The organism is Rhizobium lentis, from assembly GCF_017352135.1.
GTDB classification, from domain to species: domain Bacteria; phylum Pseudomonadota; class Alphaproteobacteria; order Rhizobiales; family Rhizobiaceae; genus Rhizobium; species Rhizobium lentis.
The window spans coordinates 2,536,813-2,557,482 of sequence record NZ_CP071454.1 but is presented as its reverse complement, the minus strand read 5'-3'; the positions used below and the strand labels follow the sequence as shown (position 1 = coordinate 2,557,482).

The window sequence follows — 20,670 nt, the reverse complement described above, 5'->3', positions numbered from 1 at the left end:
TTTTCAACCCCTCGCCAATTGGCAAAGTCCGGCTATGATGGCGCCACGATCAACCAAACCGGTGTGTCATGTCCCCAAAAAAGACGACGCTGAAGCCTGCCAGAAACGTACCCGCCTCGACGAAAACTCCTCCGGATCCCGGATCCCTGCGCGGCGTTGCGAACTGGAAGGAAGCGGCGCAGTGGCTGCGGGCCAGGGGCATCGAAGACATCGAATGCATCACGCCGGACCTTGCCGGCGTTCCGCGCGGCAAGATGATGCCGAGCTCGAAATTCACTTCGAACACTTCGCTGGCGCTGCCTTCGGCGATCTACCGGCATACGATTTCGGGCGAGTACCCCGAGGAGACGGAGAGCTTCCGATACGAACCGCGCGACAGCGACCTGAAGCTGATGCCCGACCTTTCGACGCTATCGGTCGTGCCCTGGGAGACCGACCCGACGGCGCAGGTGATCTGCGACATCGTCGATTCGGACGGCGGCGAAGTGCCCTATACGCCACGCAACGTCTTGAAGAGGATCATGAGCCTCTATCACGACCGCGGCTGGAAGCCGATCGTCGCACCCGAGATCGAGTTCTACCTGGTCGCCAAGAATGACGATCCCGACTACCCGCTGCACCCGCCGAAAGGCCGCTCCGGCCGATCGATCCTCGGCGGCCAGGGCTATTCGATCGCCGGCATCAACGAATTCGACGAGTTGATCGACGACATCTACCATTTCTCGGAAAAGCAGGGTCTGGAGATCGATACGCTGATCCACGAGGAGGGACCGGCGCAGCTCGAGATCAACCTGCGCCACGGCAATCCGATCGAGCTTGCCGACCAGGTGTTCCTGTTCAAGCGGACGATCCGCGAGGCGGCGCTGAAACACGACATCTATGCGACCTTCATGGCCAAGCCGATGCAGGGCCAGCCGGGCTCGGCGATGCATATCCACCAGTCGGTGGTCAATCTCGAGACGGGCAAGAACGTCTTCTCCAATCCGGATGGATCGGCCTCTAGGGAATTCTTCCATTTCATCGGCGGCATGCAGAAATTCGTGCCTAGCGCGCTGGCGATGCTTGCGCCCTATGTGAATTCCTACCGGCGCCTGCAGCCCGATATGTCCTGCCCGGTCAACAATGCCTGGGGCTATGATAACCGGACGACCGCTTTCCGCGTTCCGGTTTCCGATCCGCAGGCGCGGCGTGTGGAAAACCGGCTGCCGAGCTCGGACGCCAACCCCTATCTGGCGCTCGCCGCCTCGCTTGCCTCTGGCCTGCTCGGCATCATGAAAGAGATCGAGCCGACGGCGCCGACGGAGGATTCAGCCAATGAGGGCTCGATTGACCTGCCGCGCGGCCTGTTGGAAGCCGTCGCCCTGATGGAGGACGAGCCTGCCTTCGAAGAGGTGTTCGGCAAGCAGTTCATCGGCCTTTATGCTGGTGTCAAGCGTGGCGAGTTCGAGACCTTCATGCAGGTGATCAGCCCCTGGGAGCGGGAATTCCTTCTGCTCAACGTGTGAGGGAGCGTCATGGCATCGCAGCAGATGTGGCAGAGCCCGATCGCGCCCGGGCTATCCTGGTATCAGGCAACCGTCGGGGAGCGGCCGACCTATGCCGCGCTCGACGGCTCCAGAACATGCGACGTCGCCATTGTCGGCGGCGGCTATACGGGCCTGCAGGCGGCCTATAACCTTGCCAGGTCAGGCGTCTCGGTGGTGCTGATCGAGGCCTGGCGCTTCGGCGACGGGGCGTCCGGGCGCAATGGCGGCCAGCTCGGCACGGGCCAGCGCTGGTGGCCGGAAGAACTCGAGGAAAAGATCGGCTACGAACGCTCCAGGGCGCTGTTTGATGTTGCCGAGGCGGCCAAGCGCCATCTTCTCGATTTCGCCACAGAACATCAGATCGAGATCGATTATGTGCCCGGCCAGCTCAACGTCGCGCACAAGGCAAGCTACGAACGCGACTATCGTCAGAATGCCGAAATCGCCGCGCAGCGTTACGACTATCCGCATGTGAGCTTCATGGACGCGAAGGAAACGCAGGAGCGGCTCGGCTCGAAGCGTTTTTATTGCGGCGTGCGCGACGTCGGCACCGGCCATATCCATCCGCTGAAGCTGCTCATCGGGCTGGCGCGGGTGGCCGCCAATGCCGGCGCCGCGATCTTCGAGATGACCAAGGCAACGGCGATCCGCCAGGGCGACGGCAAGGTGAGGATCGAAACCGCAAGGGGCACGATCACCGCCAGCCGCGCGCTGATCGCCTGCGACGGCTATATCGACGGCCTCGAACCGGTGACTGCAAGCCATATCATGCCAATCCGCTCCTTCATCGGCGCCACTGTTCCGCTCGACCGCCATCCCGATGTGCTGCCGGGAGGCGAGGCCGTCGCCGATTCGCGCTTCGTCGTGCGCTATTTCCGCAAAGTCGAAGGCCGGCTGCTGTTCGGCGGACGCGAGGCCTATACGGCGGACAATCCGCGAGACATTTCTAAGCATATCCGCCGGCAGATCGCCGAAATCTATCCTGACCTGAAAGACGTCGGGATCACCCATGCCTGGGGCGGCAGCGTCGGCATCACCATGCCGCGCCAGCTCTTCGTGCGCGAAGTCATGCCCGGCGTCACCTCGATCGGCGGTTATTCCGGCCATGGCGTCATGCTGTCAAACTACTGTGGCAAGCTTTACGCGGAAACGGTGCTTGGGACATCTAGTGATCTCGACCTATTCAAATCGCTCGATATTCCCGCCTTTCCCGGCGGAGCCTGGATGCGGGCGCCGCTGCTTTTCCTCGCGTTGTCGTGGTTTGCGCTTCGCGACAAGTTTTAGTCCGATTGCGGATTTCCTCTTCCGGCAATTCGCTCTAAAACCGGGTGCCTGACAGATTCATTGCACTGCACACTGGCTTTTTTAAATCGATTAGATTAAAAGGGCCGCAACCAGCCTGATTGAGAGACAAGCTCATGAGCAGCCAGATCATTCCCGTTGAGCCCTTTGATTGCGTCGTCTTCGGCGGCAGCGGCGACCTTGCCGAGCGGAAACTTTTGCCCGCGCTCTACCATCGCCAGATCGAGGGCCAGTTCAAGGAGCCGACGCGTATCATCGGCGCCTCGCGCAGCCCGCTTTCGCATGAGGAATATCGCAAGTTCGCCAGGGACGCGCTGAAGGAACACCTGAAGAAAGGTGAATACGACGAAGCTGAGGTCGAGAAGTTCTGTGCCCGCCTCTACTATGTTTCAGTCGACGCCCGCACGGACACCGGCTGGGATGAGCTGAAAAAACTGCTCGACGAAAGCAAGGATAGGGTGCGCGGCTTCTATTTGGCGGTCGCACCTGGCATCTTCGGCGACATTTCGCAAAAGATCCATGATCACAAGCTGATCACCAAGTCGACCCGCATCGTCGTCGAAAAGCCCATCGGCCGCGACCTCGCCTCGGCGCTGCAGCTCAACGACACGATCGGCCGCGTCTTCAAGGAAGAGCAGATCTTCCGCATCGACCACTATCTCGGCAAGGAGACGGTGCAGAACCTGATGGCGCTGCGTTTTGCCAACGCGCTCTATGAACCGCTGTGGAACGCCAACTACATCGATCATGTGCAGATCACCGTGGCGGAATCGGTCGGCCTCGAAGGCCGCGCCGGCTATTACGATACGGCCGGTGCGCTGCGCGACATGGTGCAGAACCACATCCTGCAGCTGCTCTGCCTGACGGCGATGGAAGTGCCCTCGTCGATGGATTCGGAAGCCGTTCGCGACGAGAAGCTGAAGGTGCTGCGCGCCCTGAAGCCGCTCGACGCTTCCAATGTCGAGCAGGCGACGGTTCGCGGCCAGTACCGGGCCGGGGCCTCGAGCAGCGGCCCGGTCAAGGGTTATCTCGAAGAGCTCGAAGGCGGCGTTTCCAACACCGAGACCTTCGTCGCCATCAAGGCGGAGATCAACAACTGGCGCTGGGCGGGCGTTCCCTTCTACATCAGAACCGGCAAGCGGCTTACCGGACGCATGTCCGAGATCGTCATCACCTTCAAGCCGATCCCGCATGCGATCTTCGACCAGGCGGCCGGACGCATCGTCGCCAACCAGCTGATCATCCGACTGCAGCCGGATGAGGGCGTCAAGCAGTCGCTGATGATCAAGGATCCGGGCCCGGGCGGCATGCGGTTGCGCAGCGTATCGCTCGACATGAGCTTCGCCCAGGCCTTCAATGTCCGCAATCCCGACGCCTACGAGCGCCTGCTGATGGACGTGATCCGCTCCAACCAGACATTGTTCATGCGCCGCGACGAAGTCGAGGCCGCATGGAGATGGGTGGATCCGATCCTCAAGGGTTGGGAAGCCACCGGCCAGCAGGTGCAGGGCTATACGGCCGGCACCTGGGGCCCGAGCCAGGCCATCGCGCTGATCGAGCGCGACGGCCGCACCTGGCATGACGACATCTAGGACGACATCGATGGCATCGACCCTGCATTCCTTCGCCAGTGCCGCAGACCTCGCCGACAGCCTCGCCGACAAGGTCGCCGACAGGCTTTCGGCGGCAATCGCCGCCCGTGGTGCGGCGTCCATCGCCGTTTCCGGCGGTTCGACGCCGAAGGCCTTCTTCCAGGCGCTTTCGACACGTGACATCGCCTGGGACAAGGTGACGATCACGCTGGTGGACGAACGATTCGTGCCGGCCGACAATACCCGCTCGAACCACCTGCTGGTCGATGCAAACCTTCTTCAGAACAAGGCGAAGGCGGCGCGTTTCGTGCCGCTTTACCAACCGGCATCCTCCGTTGAGGAGGCCGCACGGCTTGCCACTGAGAAGAGCGCCGAAATCGGCATCCCCTTCGACGTCGTCATCCTCGGCATGGGCGGCGACGGCCATACGGCCTCGTTCTTCCCCGGCGGCAGCAATCTTGCCCGCGCGCTCGACGCGTCGACGCCACGCGGCGTCATCCCGATGGAAGCGGAAGGCGCCGGCGAGCCGCGCCTTACCTTCACCTTCTCCAGTCTTGACGATGCCGCACTCCTGGTTCTCCATATCGAGGGCGAAGGCAAAAAAGACGTTCTCGCCAAGGCGGAAGGCAGCGGTGACGAGGCAGAAATGCCGATCCGCGCCGTCCTGCGCCGGGCCACTTCCCCGGTCGAGATCTACTGGGCTCCCTGATCGGCCCCAGACCCGGATCCGGATGGCCGGAGCCGCCGAAACAGATAGAGACAACGAACAAGGCAGGGATTTTCAATGTCCGCTCATGCACGCATTTCTGCGATCACCGATCGCATCGTCGAACGCTCGAAACCAACCCGCGAGCGCTATCTGGAACGCCTGCGCGCTGCAGCGTCCAAGGGCGTGCAACGTTCGGTGCTCGGCTGCGCCAACCTCGCTCACGGCTTTGCGGTCTGTTCCCCCGCCGAGAAGGACGCACTCGCCGGCGACCGTATCCCCAATCTCGGCATCATCACCGCCTATAACGACATGCTCTCGGCCCATCAGCCGTTCGAGACCTATCCGGCTATCATCCGCGAGGCGGCCGCCGAGGCCGGCGGTGTCGCCCAGGTGGCAGGCGGCGTGCCGGCCATGTGCGACGGCGTCACCCAGGGACAGCCTGGCATGGAGCTCTCGCTGTTCTCGCGCGACCTGATCGCCATGGCAGCCGGCGTTGGCCTGTCGCACAATATGTTCGATGCCGCCCTCTTCCTTGGCGTCTGCGACAAGATCGTACCGGGCCTCGTCATCGCAGCACTGTCCTTCGGACACCTGCCGTCGATCTTCGTTCCCGCCGGTCCGATGACGACGGGCCTGCCGAACGACGAGAAGTCGCGCGTGCGCCAGCTCTTCGCCGAGGGCAAGGTCGGGCGCGCCGAGCTGCTCGAGGCGGAATCGAAATCCTATCACGGTCCCGGCACCTGCACCTTTTACGGCACCGCCAACTCCAACCAGATGCTGATGGAGATCATGGGGTTCCACATGCCGGGCTCCTCCTTCATCAATCCCGGCACGCCGCTGCGTGAAGCGCTGACCCGCGAAGCCGCCAAGCGGGCACTGGCGATCACCGCGCTCGGCAACGAATTCACGCCGGCCGGCGAGATGATCGACGAGCGCTCGGTCGTCAACGGCGTCGTCGGCCTGCATGCGACCGGCGGCTCGACCAACCATACGCTGCATCTCGTCGCCATGGCGCGGGCCGCCGGCATCCAGCTGACCTGGCAAGATATTGCCGAGCTTTCGGAGGTCGTGCCGCTGCTTGCGCGCGTCTATCCGAACGGTCTTGCCGACGTGAACCATTTCCAGGCCGCCGGCGGCATGGGCTTCCTCATCAAGGAACTGTTGAAGCACGGCCTGGTGCACGACGATGTGCGCACCGTCTTCGGCCAGGGCCTCGAAGCCTATACGGTCGATGCCCGTCTCGGCGCAAACCGCACCGTCCTGCGCGAACCGTCGCCGGACAAGAGCCACGATCCGAAGGTGCTTGCGAGCATCGAAACGCCCTTCCAGGCGAATGGCGGGCTGAAGATGCTGCGCGGCAATCTCGGCAAAGCCGTCATCAAGATCTCGGCCGTCAAGCCGGAGCGCCATGTCATCGAGGCGCCGGCGATCGTCTTCCACAGCCAGCAGGAGCTGCAGGACGCCTTCAAGGAGGGCAAGCTCAACCGCGATTTCGTCGCTGTCGTGCGCTTCCAGGGGCCGAAGGCGAACGGCATGCCGGAACTGCACAAGCTGACGCCGCCGCTCGGCGTGCTGCAGGATCGCGGTTTTCGCGTAGCGTTGCTCACCGATGGGCGCATGTCGGGCGCATCCGGCAAGGTGCCGGCGGCAATCCACGTCACGCCGGAAGCAGTCGATGGCGGCCCGATCGCCCGCATCAGGGACGGCGACATCATTCGCCTGGACGCGATCAAGGGCACGCTCGAGGTGCTCGTCGATGCGGCTGACATGGCCGAGCGCGAGCCGGTGACCGTCGATCTCTCCGATAATGAATTCGGCATGGGCCGCGAGCTCTTCGCGCCTTTCCGCCGCGCCGTCGGCGCTTCGGACCAGGGTGCGAGCGTGCTCTTCCACTGAGCATTATCAGGTGTGGACAAGCAAAAACCCGCGGGGCGCGCGCCAAGCACCCCGCGGGTTTTTCCGTATCGGTCCGGCCTATCCGTCAGGCGCGGATATCGAGGACGTAATCCTTGTGCGCCGGATGGGTGCTGTAGACGAAGATCTTGTTCAGCTCCTTCTGCGTCAGCAGGCGCAGGAAGCGGACTTCGATCGTGTTGTTGGCGTTCACCTTCATCAGCAGGCAGCCGACCTTGGTGATGCGGGCATCCGGAATATCCAGATAGAACTGCTTCGGCAGGCTGAACTGGGTCAGAATCGCGAGTGTCGCGCTGCTCATCGAGATCCGGACAATATCGCAGCGGCGCGAAGCCGCATGCATGACGCCCTTTTCCGTATACTCGATGCGCGCGGCATTCATGGTGTCCTCCATCTTGAACCGCGCTTCGCGGTCGTACATGAAGGATTCTTCCTTGCTCAGGAAATGAGACCTTGGCTGTGATGGATTGGAAGCGGCCACGTGCTTATCCCCCTCATAAATCGACGGGGAAAAGGTAGCAGCCGATCTTTAACAGAAAGTGAGAATTCGGCCCGTGCCGCACAATTTCTGGTGTTATTACCCCAAAAATGGCTTCCTCATTTCCGATAGGTGTGGCCGGTCGCGTCAAAGAGATGCAACTTCTGCCGGTCGGCGGCAAAACGCATCTTCTGGCCCTTGTGGACGTCGTAGATGCCGGGCAGCTTGACGACGATCGGCTCGCCGGGAACCAGGCCCTCGATGTAGAGCAGCGTCACTTCGCCAAGCGCTTCGACGATCGACACCTCGCCCTCGAAAACATAGTCGGCGCCGTCGGCAATACGCAGATCTTCCGGACGAACGCCGAAGCTTGCCTGTTTGCCCGCCTCCGACGCATCGGTCGCCACATCGAGCGTCACCGACATGCCGCCGGTCAGCGTCACCGTCGTCTGGCTGCCGGCCGCGGCGATCGTTGCGGGGATGATGTTCATGGCCGGCGAGCCGATGAATTTGGCGACGAAGAGGTTGGCGGGGCGCTCATAGAGCTCCAGCGGCGCGCCGACCTGCTCGATATTGCCGGCGGAAAGCACGACGATGCGGTCGGCGAGCGTCATCGCCTCCACCTGGTCGTGGGTCACGTAGATCATCGTCGTATCGGCCATCTGTTCGTTCAGGCGGGCGATCTCGATGCGGGTGGCGACACGCAGCGCGGCATCGAGGTTGGACAACGGCTCGTCGAACAGGAAGACCTTCGGATCGCGGCAGATGGCGCGGCCGATCGCCACGCGCTGGCGCTGGCCGCCGGAAAGCGCCTTCGGCAGGCGGTCGAGATATTTGGTCAGTTGCAAGCTCTCGGCCGCCGCCCGGACGCGGCGGTCGATCTCCTGCTTGCTTTCGCCGGCGATCTTCATGCCGAAGGCCATGTTGTCATAGACGGTCATGTGGGGATAGAGGGCGTAGGACTGGAAGACCATGGCGATGCCGCGCTTCGACGGCGGCACGTCATTGACGAGCATGCCGTCGATATACATCTCGCCGCCGGTGATCGCCTCGAGACCCGCGATCATGCGCAGAAGCGTGGACTTGCCGCAGCCGGACGGACCGACGAAGACGATGAATTCGCCTTGCTTGATATCGAGGTCGATCCCATGGAGAACATCCACGGAACCGTAGGATTTGCGGATATCCTTCAGTGTCAGTCCAGTCATTTCTCTCTCCCCTCCTGATCCTTAGGCGAGACGGGCGAAATACGCCCCCCAGGCCGGAATATCGATCTTGTCGCCATAGTTGTTGCTGATAAAGCCATGGCCCGTCAACGCCTGCCATTCTCCAGCAGGCAGGGTGACCCCAGCCTCGGCCGGGCTCATGTTGAAAATGCAGAGCAGTTTCTCATTGCCGTATTCGCGGGTGAAGACCAGGGTATCACCCTCGCTCTCCTCGAATTCGATCTCCCCCTTTGCAAAGGCCGGGTGCAGCTTGCGGAAGGCGATGAAGCGGCGATAGTGCTCGAGCACCGAAGTCTCGTCGCCCTGCTGGACGTTTACCGCGCGCAGGATGTGCTCGACCGGCACCGGCAGCCAGGGCTTGACCGTGGAGAAGCCGCCCTGCGCGACATGGCTGTCCCAGACCATCGGCGTGCGGCAGCCGTCGCGACCCTTGAATTCAGGCCAGAACTGGATGCCATAGGGATCCTGCAGATCCTGGTAGGCGAGATCGGCTTCGGTCAACGCCAGTTCTTCGCCCTGATAGAGGCAGACGGAACCGCGCAGCGTCATCAGCAGCGAAGCGTAGAGCTTGGCGAAGGCGTCGTGATCGGCGACCAGCCCGCCCCAGCGGCTGACATGGCGCATGACGTCGTGATTGGAGAAGGCCCAGCAGGCCCAGCCATCGGGTGCGGCGGCTGCGAAATCTTCCATCACCTCCTCGACACGTTCCGGCGTCAGCGGATCCGGCGCCAGGAACTCGAAGGCGTAACACATGTGCATCTTGTCGTTGCCCGAGGTATATTCGCCGACAATTTCGAGGCCACGCTGACTGTCACCGACCTCGCCGACGGCGGCGATTGCCGGGAATTCCTCGAGAACGGCGCGGAAGCGCTTGAGGAAGGCGAGATTCTCCGGACGGTTCTTGTCGTAGATATGCTCCTGAAAATTATAGGGATTGACCGCCGGCGCCGTCGAGGCGTTGCGACGCTCGGGAGCGAGCGCCGGATTGTCACGCAAGAGCGGATCGTGGAAATAGAAATTGATCGTGTCGAGGCGGAAGCCGTCGACGCCGCGATTGAGCCAGAAACGCACGACATCGAGCAATCGGTCCTGCACCTCAGGGTTATGCAGGTTCATATCCGGCTGCGAGGTCAGGAAATTGTGCAGGTAATATTGCATGCGCGTCGGATCCCACGCCCATGCCGAGCCGCCGAAGATCGACAGCCAGTTGTTCGGCGGCGAGCCGTCGGGTTTGGCGTCGGCCCAGACATACCAATCTGCCTTGGCGTTGGTCCTGCTGGAACGGCTCTGCACGAACCAGGGATGCTGGTCCGAGCTGTGGGAAATGACAAGGTCGATCATTACGCGGATGCCGAGGCGATGGGCCTCAGCGATCATCGTATCGAAATCCACCAGCGTGCCGAAGATCGAATCGACGTTCTCGTAGTCGGACACATCGTAACCGAAATCGCGCATCGGCGAGGTGAAGAAGGGCGAGATCCAGATCGCATCGACGCCGAGGCTTGCCACATGCGGAAGGCGGGCGGTGATGCCCTTCAGGTCGCCGATGCCGTCACCGTTCGAATCCTGGTAGGAGCGCGGATAGATCTGATAGATCACCGCGCCGCGCCACCAGTCCTTGTCGGGGGTCGAGATCGATTGGGAAGCCACGTTCATGGAATATCCTGTTTGAAGTCACGTTTGGGAATTGTCAGCCGCCCTTGACCGAGCCCGCCAGCAGACCGCGCACCAGATAGCGCTGCAGCCCGAAGAAGACGAGCAGCGGTACGACGATGGTGACGAAGGCCGATGCCGTCAAAATCTCCCAATTGCCTCCGCGCGAGCCGAGCAGCGCGTTCAGGCTGCCGGTCAGCACGAGATGATCCTTGTCGGTGCCGAGGAAGACCATGGCGACAAGCAGGTCGTTCCACACCCACAGGAACTGGAAGATGGCGAAGGAGGCGAGCGCCGGGAAGGACAAAGGCAAAACGATGCGGGTGAAGATCTCGAAGTCGCTGGCGCCGTCGACGCGGGCGGATTCGATGATTTCCTTCGGCAGGCCGGCAATATAGGCCCGCAGGAGAAAGATGGCGAGCGGCATGCCGAAGGCGGTATGCGCCAGCCAGATGCCGGGATAAGTCTTCGACGGCTGGCCGAGCATGGTGCCGACCTCGTTATAGAGGCGCAGCAGTGGGATCAGCGACATCTGCAGCGGCACGACGATGAGGCCGACGACGAGCGCAATCAGCAGTGCGCGGCCGGGAAACTCCATCCAGCTCAAGGCATAGGCGGCAAAAGCAGCGATCAGGATCGGGATGATCGTTGCCGGGATCGTCACCGTCAGCGAATTGATGAACGACTGGCCAATGCCTTCGCCAGTCAGAACCGTCTTGTAGTTCTGCAGCGTGAATTCCGGCGGTGCCGAGACGGACACGTAGATGCGCCGCGGCCGCGCGTCGGGCGAAAAGGCCGCGTTCTTCATGTAGCGATAGCTGCCGTCGCTGTTGATCTGCAGCGTTTCACCATCGCCGAGATCGGCGGTCATGCCGGCGTCGAAAGCGGCCGGCTGCTGCACGCGGTTGCCGAAGGCTTTGACCGACCTGCCGGTCTGCCCTTCCAGCACATTGCCTGAGATGACGTAGTTGGCGCCTTCCTGCCGCTGCTGGTCGGGCGTGCCCAGGCGAACGGCGACGGTCTGCGTCGAGCCGACGAAGGCCGTCCACCAGCCTGAGACGACGATTTGGTCCTTGTCACGCAGGGCGCTGACGAAGATGCCGAGCGTCGGGATCAACCAGATGATGACGATTAAGAGAACCGCGAGGTGAACGAAGAGACGGGCGGGGCCGATCTTGAAGTAACTTCCAACTGCGGTCATCTCAATGGCCCTTCAGTTCGCGATTGGCACGGCGCACGTTCCAGATCATGATCGGCGTGACGGCGAGCATGATGATGATGGCGATGACGGCGCTTCGGCCGGAATCGCCGCCACCGCGGAACATCCAGTCGAACATCAGGTTCGCCAGCACCATCGTCTGCCATTGGCCGTTGGTCATGGTCAGCACGATATCGAAGACTTTGAGGACGAGGATGGTGATCGTCGTCCAGACAACGGCGATGGTGCCCCAGACCTGCGGCACCATGATGCGCCAGAAGATCTGCCAGCCATTGGCTCCGTCGATGACGGCGGCCTCGATCGTCTCCTCGGGGATGCCGCGCAGCGCGGCCGACAGGATGACCATGGCGAAGCCGGTCTGGATCCAGATCAGGATGACCATCAGGAAAAAATTGTTCCAGAAGGGAACCGAGATCCAGACTTCGGGCGTGCCGCCGAAGAGCTGGACGATGGCGTTCAGCAGGCCGATCTGGACGTCATTGCCGCCGCGATATTCATAGATGAACTTCCAGATGACCGAGGCACCGACGAAGGAGATCGCCATCGGCATGAAGACGATGCTCTTGGCGATATTGCCCCACCAGATGCGGTCCGTCATCACCGCGATGACCAGGCCGAAGAAGGTGCAGGCGGCCGGCACGACCGCGAGCCAGAGGATGTTGTTGAAGATCGACTGGCGGAATTCGCGGTCACCGATCGCCCATTTGTAATTGGTCAGGCCGACGAACTGCAGACCGGTGCGATCGTAGAAGGAAAGAATGAATGTCGCGACGACGGGATAGACGAGATAGACGAAGAGCAGGAAGAGCGCCGGGCCGAGAAACAGCCAAGGGCGGATCATCGCGCGCCGGTTCAGATTGCGCGAGGCGGCACGCACGTCGCCATCGCTCACCGGCAGAGCGAAATCCAGGATCTTGTTCGAAAAATAGAAATAGGCCGAGCACGCGACAACCGCGACGACCACGACGCTCAAAGCGGACACTATCTGCCACAGCATTACGTCCCTCCCCTGCTTCCCCTGATCTTATTCCGACAGGTTTTCATTCTGACGGGCCAAGGCCGGTCACCGTCAATATGTTCGATTGCCCAATCACAATTTAGCCGGCGATGGCCGGGCTTTTTCGAACCCGGCCAGCAATGCAGGCCATGCCGCCGGCAAGCCGGCGGCATCATTTTAAGGATTACTTGATGCCGTCCCAGGCGCTCTGGATTTCGCCGGCAGCCTCTTCGGCGGACTTGCCGCCGACGAAATCGACCATGCCCGTCCAGAAGGCGCCGGCACCGATCTTGCCCGGCATCAGGTCGGAACCGTCAAAGCGGAAGGTGGTGGCGGAAGTCAGGATCTCGCCTTCCTTCTTCATCTGCGGATTGGCATAAGCCTCGGTGCTGACGCTCTTGTATGGCGTCAGGAAACTCGACTGCGCCATCCATACCTCGTGCGCGATCGGGGTCTTCAGGAAGTCGATGAAGGCACGAGCCGCCTTCGAATCCTTGGCGATCGAGACCAGCGTGCCGGCGCCGAGAACCGGCTTGCCGAGTTCCGGTTTCGAAGCATAGGTCGGCATGTAGAAGAAGTCGGCATCCTGGCCGAGTTTCGTGCCCTCAGGGAAGAATGACGGAATGAACGAGGCCTGATGGTGCATGTAGCACTTCGGCGGAACGGCAAAGAGGCCCTTCGGGCTGTCGCGGAAATCGGTCGAAGCCACCGCAGCCACGCCGCCATCGACATATTTCTCGTTCTTGGCGAACTTGCCGAATTCGTCGATCGCGGCAACGACGGCCGGATCGGTAAACTTCAGTTCGTTGGTCGTCCACTTGTCATAGGCTTCGGGTGGCTGCATGCGCAGCATGATATCTTCGACCCAGTCGGTCGCCGGCCAGCCGGTGGCGCCGCCAGAACCAAGACCGATGCACCAGGGAACGCCGCCATCCTTGACGATCTGATCGGTCAGGGCATGCAGTTCTTCCATGGTCGTCGGAATCTTATAGCCGGCTTCCTCGAAATTCTCCGGAACGTACCAGACGAGCGATTTGACATCCGCCTTGTAAGGGAAGGCATAGAAAGCTTCCTTGCCGTCCTTGCCCTTGTAGGTGCCGTAACCGACCCAGCTGTCGCCCGCGCCGTAATTGTCCTTGATCCATTTGGAGTTGTCATCGCCGAGCGGCGTCAGGAAGCCCTTGCTGGCTAGATCGGCCAGAAGGCCCGGCTGCGGCAGAATGGCGATATTCGGCGGCGAGCCCGCCTGGGTGTCGATGACGATCTGTTGTTCGTAGTTTTCGGAAGAAGAGTACTTCGCGTCGACGCCGGTCGCTTCGGTGAAATAGGCGAGAACGCTCATGAAGAACGCCTCGTCCTCTCCGCGCCACGGCCCGAAGATCGTCAGCGGCTGCCCCTTCAGATCGGCATGCGCGGCCTTGAAGTCGTCATAGCTCTTCCAGTTGAATTTGGAATCCTGTCCCGGGGCAAATTTCAGATCGGCCGCTGACGCAGCTCCGGCAAAGAGCGCCGCAACGGCAACGCCCATCAAGAATGACTTTTTCATGTGATCAACCTCCCATCACAATCCCAACCGCGCCGAATTCCCTTCAAAAGAAATTTCAAAGCGCTTTGACAACCCACTCATTTCACTTTCGGTGGAATGAAGTCAAGTCATTTCGCGAAAATCCCTCCCGAGCGGGGGAATATCGCGGCGCAGCAGCGCCTATCGTGGAAATATGGAGCGATTTTTCTTGAGTCAAGCGCTCGAGATGATACATATTTGAAAGCGCTTTGGATGCCGTTTGAAGGCGGGAGGCCTTTTAAGGCGGCTGACTGGCGGGCCGGGAGGAAGCATAGCAGGTGAATCTCAAACAGCTATCGGAATTGCTTGGGCTTTCGCAGACGACGGTGAGCCGGGCGCTCAACGGCTATCCCGAGGTCAATGAAGCGACCCGGGAGCGCGTGCTTCAGGCCGTCAAGGAAACTGGATACCGGCCGAACAAGGCTGCCCAGCGGCTCGCAACCGGCAAGGCGGGCTCGATCGGCCTCGTCATGCCGACGGCGCCGGGTCACCAATCCGACGTCCATTTCGGCGAATTTCTGGCTGGGCTCGGCGAGGAGGCCGTGCGCCATGATTTCCATTTCGTCATCATGCCGTCCGACCCGGATGATGAGGTAGCGGCGCTCCGGCGGCTTGCGATCAGCGGCAATGTCGACGCGCTGTTCATTGCCTACATGCGCGCTCACGACCCGCGACTCGCCATGCTGAAATCGCTCTCCATGCCCTATGTCGTGCACGGCCGCTCGTTCGGCACCGAGACGGATTTTCCCTATCTCGACATCGATAACGAAGGGGCTTTCTACGACGCGACGCGGCTCTTGCTGCAGCTCGGCCATACGCGCTTTGCCTTGATGAACGGTCCAATGCATCTCGATTTCGCCATCCGCAGAAGGAACGGCGTCATCTCAGCCCTTGCCGAACGCGGCCTCACGCTCGAGGAGCATTGCATGAACCACGCGCTGATGACGGACGAACAGGGCCTGCTGGCCATGGAACGGTTCCTGCAACTGCCGGAGCGGCCAACGGCGATCCTCTGCTCCAGCACGGTGATGGCGCTCGGGGCGATCCGCGCGGTCAACCAGGCGGGACTGCGGCTCGGCGAGGACATTTCGCTTATCGCCCATGACGATGTGCTGCCGCTATTGAAGCCGGAAAACTTCTCGGTGCCGCTGACGACGACACGCTCCTCGCTGCGGGCGGCAGGCGTTCGCATCGCGCAGCGGCTGATCGGCACTGTGAAAGAGGGCGGCCCCTTCCCCGACCAGGAGCTGTGGAAAACCGAACTGATCGTCAGGGCTTCGACCGGCCCTGCCCCGCAGACATAGAGCATTCTTTGTTTGGCAAGTTCGGAGAAGAGCTAGCGCACCCCGGCAAAGCGGCGATCCGTTATTCGGAAGTTCGCGTAATGACGTGCCACTCGCTTTCGCTGAGGGGCCATGGGTGATCAATTTCCAAGCTAAGAGCCCGTGGTCGATGGACGAACGGCTTTTTGCAGCGGATTGCCGTCACGAAAGGGCGGCGGCTGAACGATTGCAGTCTATCCAGGCGATTTCGACGGGCGTCGCCGAAAGAGCTGATCCCAGATGTCGTACCCCGCAGGGACAATCCCGATCAGCAGCGCAGCGGCCAAATCGAACCGTGGAACAAACGCCAGGATGACCGCGCAGAACGCGACAAGCGTCACGAATGCAAATATTGCAAAAAACCGGCTTCTGTTCATCGGTCTATCCTTTCGCAATGGGCCAGACACTGCGTCATCTCTGCACTCCATAGAGGAGATTCGGCAGCATGTAGACGATGCCCGGGAAGAGATAGATGACCACCATGCAGAGAATGACGATCAACATATACGGCATCATGCCGCGGAAGATGTCTGTCAGTTTGACATGCGGAGGCGAGACGCCCTTCAAGTAGTATGCCGACATCGCCATGGGTGGTGATAGGAAGGCCGTCTGCAGGTTGATTGCCACGAGGATACCGAAGAACAGCGGATCGATCCCGAAATGCGGCAGCAGCGGAATGAAGATCGGGATGAAGATGACGATGATTTCAGTCCATTCCAGAGGCCAGCCGAGAATGAAGATGATGACCTGGGCCAGGATCAGGAACATCAGCGGCGACATATCCAGGCCGGTCACGAAGTCACTGATGAATTGCTGGCCGCCGAGATAGGCGAATACCGATGCGAAGGTCGCCGAACCGACGAACAACCAGCAGACCATCGCAGTCGTTCGCGCCGTCAGATATACCGACTCCTTCAGTCGCTGCCAGGTAAGCGCCCGATAGGCCGCAGCAAGCGCCAGTCCCCCCAATGCGCCAATTGCGGCGGCTTCCGACGGCGTTGCCAGGCCGAAGAGAATGGCACCCAGCACCGCAAGAATCAGAAAGGCGAGCGGCGCGAAGGATGTAAGCATCATCCAGGCGAGTTGCACCGGCGTGTGCTCGCCCACATCTTCTTTCGTTGGCCGCGGCGCCAGTTGCGGCTGCAGGATTGCTCGCACCACGACATAGATGAGATAAAATCCGGCCAGGGCGAGGCCGGGCAGGAGCGCCGCCGCATACATTCGGACGACCGAGATCCCGGAGGTGGCCGCATAGACGATCAGCAGGATGGAAGGCGGGATCAGGATCCCGAGCGTGCCGCCCGCGCAGATCACGCCCGTCGCGTAGCGCACGTCATACTTTGCCTTCAGCATCGCTGGTAGGGCGAGCAGTCCCATCAACGTCACCACGGCCCCGACGATGCCGGTTGCGGTGGCAAAGAGTGTGCAGGTGGCCAGGGCGGCGACCGCCATCGAGCCGGGCACCCGGCGCGTGACGCTGAATAGCGTCGAGAACAGCCGATCGACGATGTTGGCTCGCTCGACGATGTAGCCCATGAACAGGAACAGCGGGATAGCTGTCAGCACGTCGTTCTGGATGACCGAGTAGGTCTGGTTGACGAACAGATCGAAGATCCGGTTGTTGAAGAAACCGCCGATCCAGGTCTGCGCCAGTGTAAAGGCATCACCGCCGGATTCGAGCGCGCGGTCATAGCCGCGCCACATGCGGCCGGCATCGAAATAGGCATAGTATCCGAAGCCGACACCGAGAGCCATCAAGGTGAACGCCACCGGGAAGCCGAGGAAGATGGCGAGGATCAGGATGAGGAGCATCCCGACGGCGATATGTGCATCCGTCATTGAGAGTCCCGATCCCGTGGTTCACGTCCGGCGTCAAGTCCCCGCGACGGAAGGAAACCCTCGTCCTCGGAGTCGAGCACGTCCAGGCTCTTTGTTTCCAGTAGTACCTTTTCCAGTTCTTCGACATCTTCGGCCTGCTTCGGCCATTCGCCCGTCCTTATGCAGAGAATGCAGCGGAAGACCTGCGCCACGCCCTGCAGGAACAGGAGAATTCCGGCGGCGACGATCACAGCCTTGAACTGGAAAATCGGCACACCGGCGGGACTGTTGGAACTGACCTCCAGGTAGCGCCAACTGCGTGCGGCATATTTCCAGCCCGAGAACACAAGCGCGGTTATACCGGGAAAGAAAAAGATGAAGTACAACACCAGTTCCAGCCTGGCCTGCGTGCGCGGTTTCCAGAGCCGGTAGATGAAGTCGCCGCGCACATGACCATCACGCGAGAGGGTATACGCTCCCGCCATCATGAAGATCGTTCCATAGAGCATATAGCTCAGATCGAAGGCCCAGGGGGTCGGCGCGCGAAAAAGGTAGCGTGCAACAACCTCATAGCCGACGCCGAAGGCCATGATGAGTATTCCCCACGCGAACACCTTGCCGAACCACGCCGACAATTCGTCGGCGAATGCAATGTAACGGAGCATGCAAGCGCCTCCCTAACCTCGATGAGGGACGAGGCCCGGAAATACCGGGCCTGCACCATCTATTTTCCGAGGTTCAATTTTCCGGGGAAATAGTGCTCATAGGCGAGTGCGAGATCGGCGGAGTTCATCAATTCGTAGTACACGACCCTCTCCACCCACTGCCGCTGACTGTCGAGCACCTTCTTCATGAACGCATCCGCTTCAAGCGTCGGGATGATCTCATCCCAGGCCTTCAGTTGCGCGTCCAGAATTTCCTTTGGAGTGCGGTGCACGGTCACGCCATGTTCGGCCTGGAGTTTTTGAAGGTCGCTTGAATAGTTGTCCATCGCGGACGCTGTTATCGCCGTGCTTGCTGCCTCCACGCCATATTCCAGGATCGCCTGCAGATCGTCGGGAAGGTCGTCAAACACATCCTTGTTGAAGAGGAACTCGAAAGATTCGCTCGCTTGATGGTAAGACGACAGCATGTAGTTCTTGGCGACATCCTGCGAACCAAACCGTATGTCAGAGGAGGGATTGTTGAACTCGAAAGCGTCGATGACACCTCGCTCCATTGCCGGCACGATCTCGCCGCCCGGAAGTTGAGCGACGCTCATGCCCATGTTCTGCATGAGATCGGCGGCGAGCCCGACCGTACGATATTTGAGGCCGTTGATGTCGTTCACGGTCGCGACCGGGTTCTTGAACCAGCCGAACGGCTGCGCGGGCATAGGGAAGCCATAGAAGCCGTAAACGTTCAGCCCCATGATGTCCTGGGTGAGTTCTCGGTAGAGATCCTTGCCGCCACCTTGATGGAACCAGCCGAGCATGGTGGTTGCGCTGCCGCCAAATACCGGCCCGGTACCGAAGAGGGAAGCCGCCTTGTGCTTTCCGTACCAATAGACGGGAACGGTGTGGGCTGCGTCGATCACGCCATCGTTGACGCCGTCGAGCACCTGAAACGCGCCGACGACCGTACCGGCAGGCATTAGTTCGAACTTCAGGCGTCCGCCGGACATTCGTTCGACCCGTTCGACGTACAGGCGGGCAAAATCCATCCAGATGTCCGACGCGGGCCAGGATGTTTGCATTTTAATGACGGTGGGTGCCTGGGCCAGCACGGCCGGGGCGGCAAGAGCCCCAACTGCGGTTGCTCCAACGAGCGTAGATGCTCCCAGCAACTCTCGACGCGATACTGCCTTTTTGCTCATTTTTCTTCCTCCCTGGATTGCTGTCGGATTCTCCCCAGTCTGCAAAGTTGAAGAAGAGGGCTCCCAACCTTTTCGCGATCAGTATCGACAACTGATTGTTCTCATTTGTCTAATATATACACTTTTCGCAATTCTGACAGACGTTCAACTGTTGTTGATGACAGCTTGGGGCTGTAGTCCAACGGCCGGGCACAGTACCGCTGCTCCGGATCGTGCGGACTACCTCAGCTTAGAGTAAAAGCTGCTTTCGCCCGTCGACGATGAACTGCCCTGTGCTGAACTGGAACCATGTGCTCGTTCTTGATCGCGTTCGTCCAAGTCGATTAAGCCGGCGAGAGCCGACGTCCACACATGGCGCACAGATGTCGTCTCGTCAAACCAATGCTATGGCCGCTTTCGGGGAGCGGCAACAATTGCCTGTATGACCGAGAAGGCGGCGCGAAGCTGTCATGGCTGAGCTATAGTAAAGCTGTTGACGAGATGCGAATTCGCGACCAGCAAAACAGGCTTTCGAACAACTGGCCTAAAGGCGCGTCGGATCAATCGAATTTGATACGAGGCTCTTTAGCCGCTTGCGTTACAATCAAAACTGCGGCGGGGTCTGCCCGGCGGCCCGATGGGCGGCGATGACGGTGTTGGCCATCAGCATGGCGATGGTCATCGGGCCGACGCCGCCGGGAACCGGGGTGATGGTGCTGGCGACTTCTGAGACTTCAGCGAAGGCGACGTCGCCGACGAGCCGGGTCTTGCCCTCGCCCTTCTCAGGAGCCGGCACGCGATTGATGCCGACGTCGATCACGGTCGCGCCCGGCTTGACCCAATCGGCCTTGACCATCTCCGGCCGGCCGACGGCGGCGACCAGAATATCGGCATTGCGGCAGACCTCGGCGAGGTTCTTCGTCCTCGAATGGGCGATCGTCACCGTCGCATTGGCGTTGAGCAGCAATTGCGCCATCGGCTTGCCGAACAGGTTGGAGCGGCCGATGACGACGGCGTTGAGGCCGGACAGATCCTCACCATGGGTGCGGCGGACGAAGACCATGGCGCCGGCCGGCGTGCAGGAGACGAGCCCGGTCTTCAGATCGCCGGTGGCAAGCTTGCCGGCATTGACGACGCTCAGGCCGTCGACATCCTTTTCCGGCAGGATCGACTGGATGATCGGTTCGCTGTCGAGCGGCTTCGGCAAGGGCAATTGCACCAGGATGCCGTGGATCGACGGGTCGGCGTTCAGCGTGGCAACGAGGGCTGCCAGCTCCTCTTGCTTCGTCTCGGCCGGCAGCGTGTGCTGAACGGACTTGAAGCCGCATTCCTTGGCCATGCGGCTCTTGGAGCCGACATAGGCGTGGCTTGCCGGATCGTCGCCGACGATGATGACCGCAAGGCCTGTGGTGACGCCGCTCATCCTTTCCAGCGCCGCCGTCGCACTCTTCACCGTCTGAATGACCGATGCAGCTACGTTCTTGCCATCTATTACTGTCGCCACGCGTCTCTCCGC

General features: G+C 61.0%; 16 protein-coding genes. 6 read left to right on the top strand and 10 right to left on the bottom strand.

Annotated elements, in window-relative coordinates; translation table 11 throughout:
* Window positions 1-68: 68 nt before the first annotated feature.
* The 5 genes from J0663_RS12330 to edd all read left to right on the top strand — a co-directional run bounded on the left by J0663_RS12330 (window position 69) and on the right by edd (window position 7,025).
* Window positions 69-1,505, top strand: coding sequence for a glutamine synthetase family protein (locus J0663_RS12330; RefSeq protein WP_207240614.1), 1,437 nt, complete (start codon window positions 69-71; stop codon window positions 1,503-1,505).
* A gap of 9 nt (window positions 1,506-1,514) precedes the next feature.
* Window positions 1,515-2,810: an NAD(P)/FAD-dependent oxidoreductase gene (locus tag J0663_RS12325; RefSeq protein ID WP_207240613.1), complete on the top strand. Its 1,296-nt coding sequence runs from the start codon at window positions 1,515-1,517 to the stop codon at window positions 2,808-2,810.
* A 134-nt stretch (window positions 2,811-2,944) separates the two neighbouring features.
* A complete protein-coding gene (gene zwf / locus J0663_RS12320; RefSeq protein WP_207240612.1) occupies window positions 2,945-4,420 on the top strand; it encodes a glucose-6-phosphate dehydrogenase in 1,476 nt (491 codons plus the stop codon).
* A 10-nt stretch (window positions 4,421-4,430) separates the two neighbouring features.
* Window positions 4,431-5,129 carry a 6-phosphogluconolactonase gene (gene pgl, locus J0663_RS12315; protein WP_207240611.1) on the top strand — a complete coding sequence of 233 codons (699 nt, stop codon included), beginning with the start codon at window positions 4,431-4,433 and terminating at the stop codon, window positions 5,127-5,129.
* 75 nt (window positions 5,130-5,204) lie between these two features.
* Window positions 5,205-7,025 carry a phosphogluconate dehydratase gene (edd, locus tag J0663_RS12310; RefSeq protein ID WP_207240610.1) on the top strand — a complete coding sequence of 607 codons (1,821 nt, stop codon included), beginning with the start codon at window positions 5,205-5,207 and terminating at the stop codon, window positions 7,023-7,025.
* A gap of 85 nt (window positions 7,026-7,110) precedes the next feature.
* Here edd and J0663_RS12305 read toward each other — a convergent pair whose 3' ends face one another.
* The 6 genes from J0663_RS12305 to J0663_RS12280 form a co-directional block, all read right to left on the bottom strand.
* Window positions 7,111-7,464, bottom strand: coding sequence for a hypothetical protein (locus tag J0663_RS12305; RefSeq protein WP_020920408.1), 354 nt, complete (start codon window positions 7,462-7,464; stop codon window positions 7,111-7,113).
* Window positions 7,465-7,640: 176 nt separating this feature from the next.
* Window positions 7,641-8,729, bottom strand: coding sequence for an ABC transporter ATP-binding protein (locus tag J0663_RS12300; protein WP_207240609.1), 1,089 nt, complete (start codon window positions 8,727-8,729; stop codon window positions 7,641-7,643).
* A gap of 21 nt (window positions 8,730-8,750) precedes the next feature.
* Window positions 8,751-10,403: a beta-galactosidase BglA gene (bglA, locus tag J0663_RS12295; RefSeq protein ID WP_207240608.1), complete on the bottom strand. Its 1,653-nt coding sequence runs from the start codon at window positions 10,401-10,403 to the stop codon at window positions 8,751-8,753.
* A gap of 34 nt (window positions 10,404-10,437) precedes the next feature.
* On the bottom strand, window positions 10,438-11,601 hold the full coding sequence (locus tag J0663_RS12290; RefSeq protein WP_207240607.1) for a carbohydrate ABC transporter permease: 1,164 nt from the start codon (window positions 11,599-11,601) through the stop codon (window positions 10,438-10,440).
* A gap of 1 nt (window position 11,602) precedes the next feature.
* Window positions 11,603-12,616, bottom strand: a complete 1,014-nt coding sequence (locus J0663_RS12285; protein WP_207240606.1) for a carbohydrate ABC transporter permease — start codon at window positions 12,614-12,616, stop codon at window positions 11,603-11,605.
* A gap of 184 nt (window positions 12,617-12,800) precedes the next feature.
* Window positions 12,801-14,162: an ABC transporter substrate-binding protein gene (locus J0663_RS12280; protein WP_207240605.1), complete on the bottom strand. Its 1,362-nt coding sequence runs from the start codon at window positions 14,160-14,162 to the stop codon at window positions 12,801-12,803.
* A gap of 296 nt (window positions 14,163-14,458) precedes the next feature.
* On the opposite strand from J0663_RS12280, the gene J0663_RS12275 reads away from it, so the two are divergent.
* Window positions 14,459-15,484 carry a LacI family DNA-binding transcriptional regulator gene (locus J0663_RS12275; protein WP_207240604.1) on the top strand — a complete coding sequence of 342 codons (1,026 nt, stop codon included), beginning with the start codon at window positions 14,459-14,461 and terminating at the stop codon, window positions 15,482-15,484.
* A gap of 429 nt (window positions 15,485-15,913) precedes the next feature.
* On the opposite strand, the gene J0663_RS12270 is transcribed toward J0663_RS12275, so the two are convergent.
* The 4 genes from J0663_RS12270 to folD form a co-directional block, all read right to left on the bottom strand.
* On the bottom strand, window positions 15,914-17,341 hold the full coding sequence (locus tag J0663_RS12270; RefSeq protein ID WP_207240603.1) for a TRAP transporter large permease: 1,428 nt from the start codon (window positions 17,339-17,341) through the stop codon (window positions 15,914-15,916).
* On the bottom strand, window positions 17,338-17,985 hold the full coding sequence (locus J0663_RS12265; RefSeq protein ID WP_207240602.1) for a TRAP transporter small permease subunit: 648 nt from the start codon (window positions 17,983-17,985) through the stop codon (window positions 17,338-17,340). The genes J0663_RS12270 and J0663_RS12265 overlap by 4 nt, the downstream gene beginning before the upstream one ends.
* A 59-nt stretch (window positions 17,986-18,044) precedes the next feature.
* Window positions 18,045-19,175 carry a TRAP transporter substrate-binding protein gene (locus J0663_RS12260; protein ID WP_207240601.1) on the bottom strand — a complete coding sequence of 377 codons (1,131 nt, stop codon included), beginning with the start codon at window positions 19,173-19,175 and terminating at the stop codon, window positions 18,045-18,047.
* A gap of 583 nt (window positions 19,176-19,758) precedes the next feature.
* Window positions 19,759-20,658, bottom strand: a complete 900-nt coding sequence (folD, locus tag J0663_RS12255; protein ID WP_207240600.1) for a bifunctional methylenetetrahydrofolate dehydrogenase/methenyltetrahydrofolate cyclohydrolase FolD — start codon at window positions 20,656-20,658, stop codon at window positions 19,759-19,761.
* Window positions 20,659-20,670 lie beyond the last annotated feature (12 nt).

Coding starts and splice junctions, on each gene's coding strand:
- J0663_RS12285 (WP_207240606.1), bottom strand. CDS start 12,616: ATGCTGTGGCAGATAGTGTCCGCTTTGAGCGTCGTGGTCGTCGCGGTT.
- J0663_RS12305 (WP_020920408.1), bottom strand. CDS start 7,464: ATGTACGACCGCGAAGCGCGGTTCAAGATGGAGGACACCATGAATGCC.
- J0663_RS12330 (WP_207240614.1), top strand. CDS start 69: ATGTCCCCAAAAAAGACGACGCTGAAGCCTGCCAGAAACGTACCCGCC.
- J0663_RS12300 (WP_207240609.1), bottom strand. CDS start 8,729: ATGACTGGACTGACACTGAAGGATATCCGCAAATCCTACGGTTCCGTG.
- J0663_RS12325 (WP_207240613.1), top strand. CDS start 1,515: ATGGCATCGCAGCAGATGTGGCAGAGCCCGATCGCGCCCGGGCTATCC.
- J0663_RS12260 (WP_207240601.1), bottom strand. CDS start 19,175: ATGAGCAAAAAGGCAGTATCGCGTCGAGAGTTGCTGGGAGCATCTACG.
- J0663_RS12280 (WP_207240605.1), bottom strand. CDS start 14,162: ATGAAAAAGTCATTCTTGATGGGCGTTGCCGTTGCGGCGCTCTTTGCC.
- J0663_RS12265 (WP_207240602.1), bottom strand. CDS start 17,985: ATGCTCCGTTACATTGCATTCGCCGACGAATTGTCGGCGTGGTTCGGC.
- pgl (WP_207240611.1), top strand. CDS start 4,431: ATGGCATCGACCCTGCATTCCTTCGCCAGTGCCGCAGACCTCGCCGAC.
- J0663_RS12290 (WP_207240607.1), bottom strand. CDS start 11,601: ATGACCGCAGTTGGAAGTTACTTCAAGATCGGCCCCGCCCGTCTCTTC.
- edd (WP_207240610.1), top strand. CDS start 5,205: ATGTCCGCTCATGCACGCATTTCTGCGATCACCGATCGCATCGTCGAA.
- J0663_RS12270 (WP_207240603.1), bottom strand. CDS start 17,341: ATGACGGATGCACATATCGCCGTCGGGATGCTCCTCATCCTGATCCTC.
- bglA (WP_207240608.1), bottom strand. CDS start 10,403: ATGAACGTGGCTTCCCAATCGATCTCGACCCCCGACAAGGACTGGTGG.
- zwf (WP_207240612.1), top strand. CDS start 2,945: ATGAGCAGCCAGATCATTCCCGTTGAGCCCTTTGATTGCGTCGTCTTC.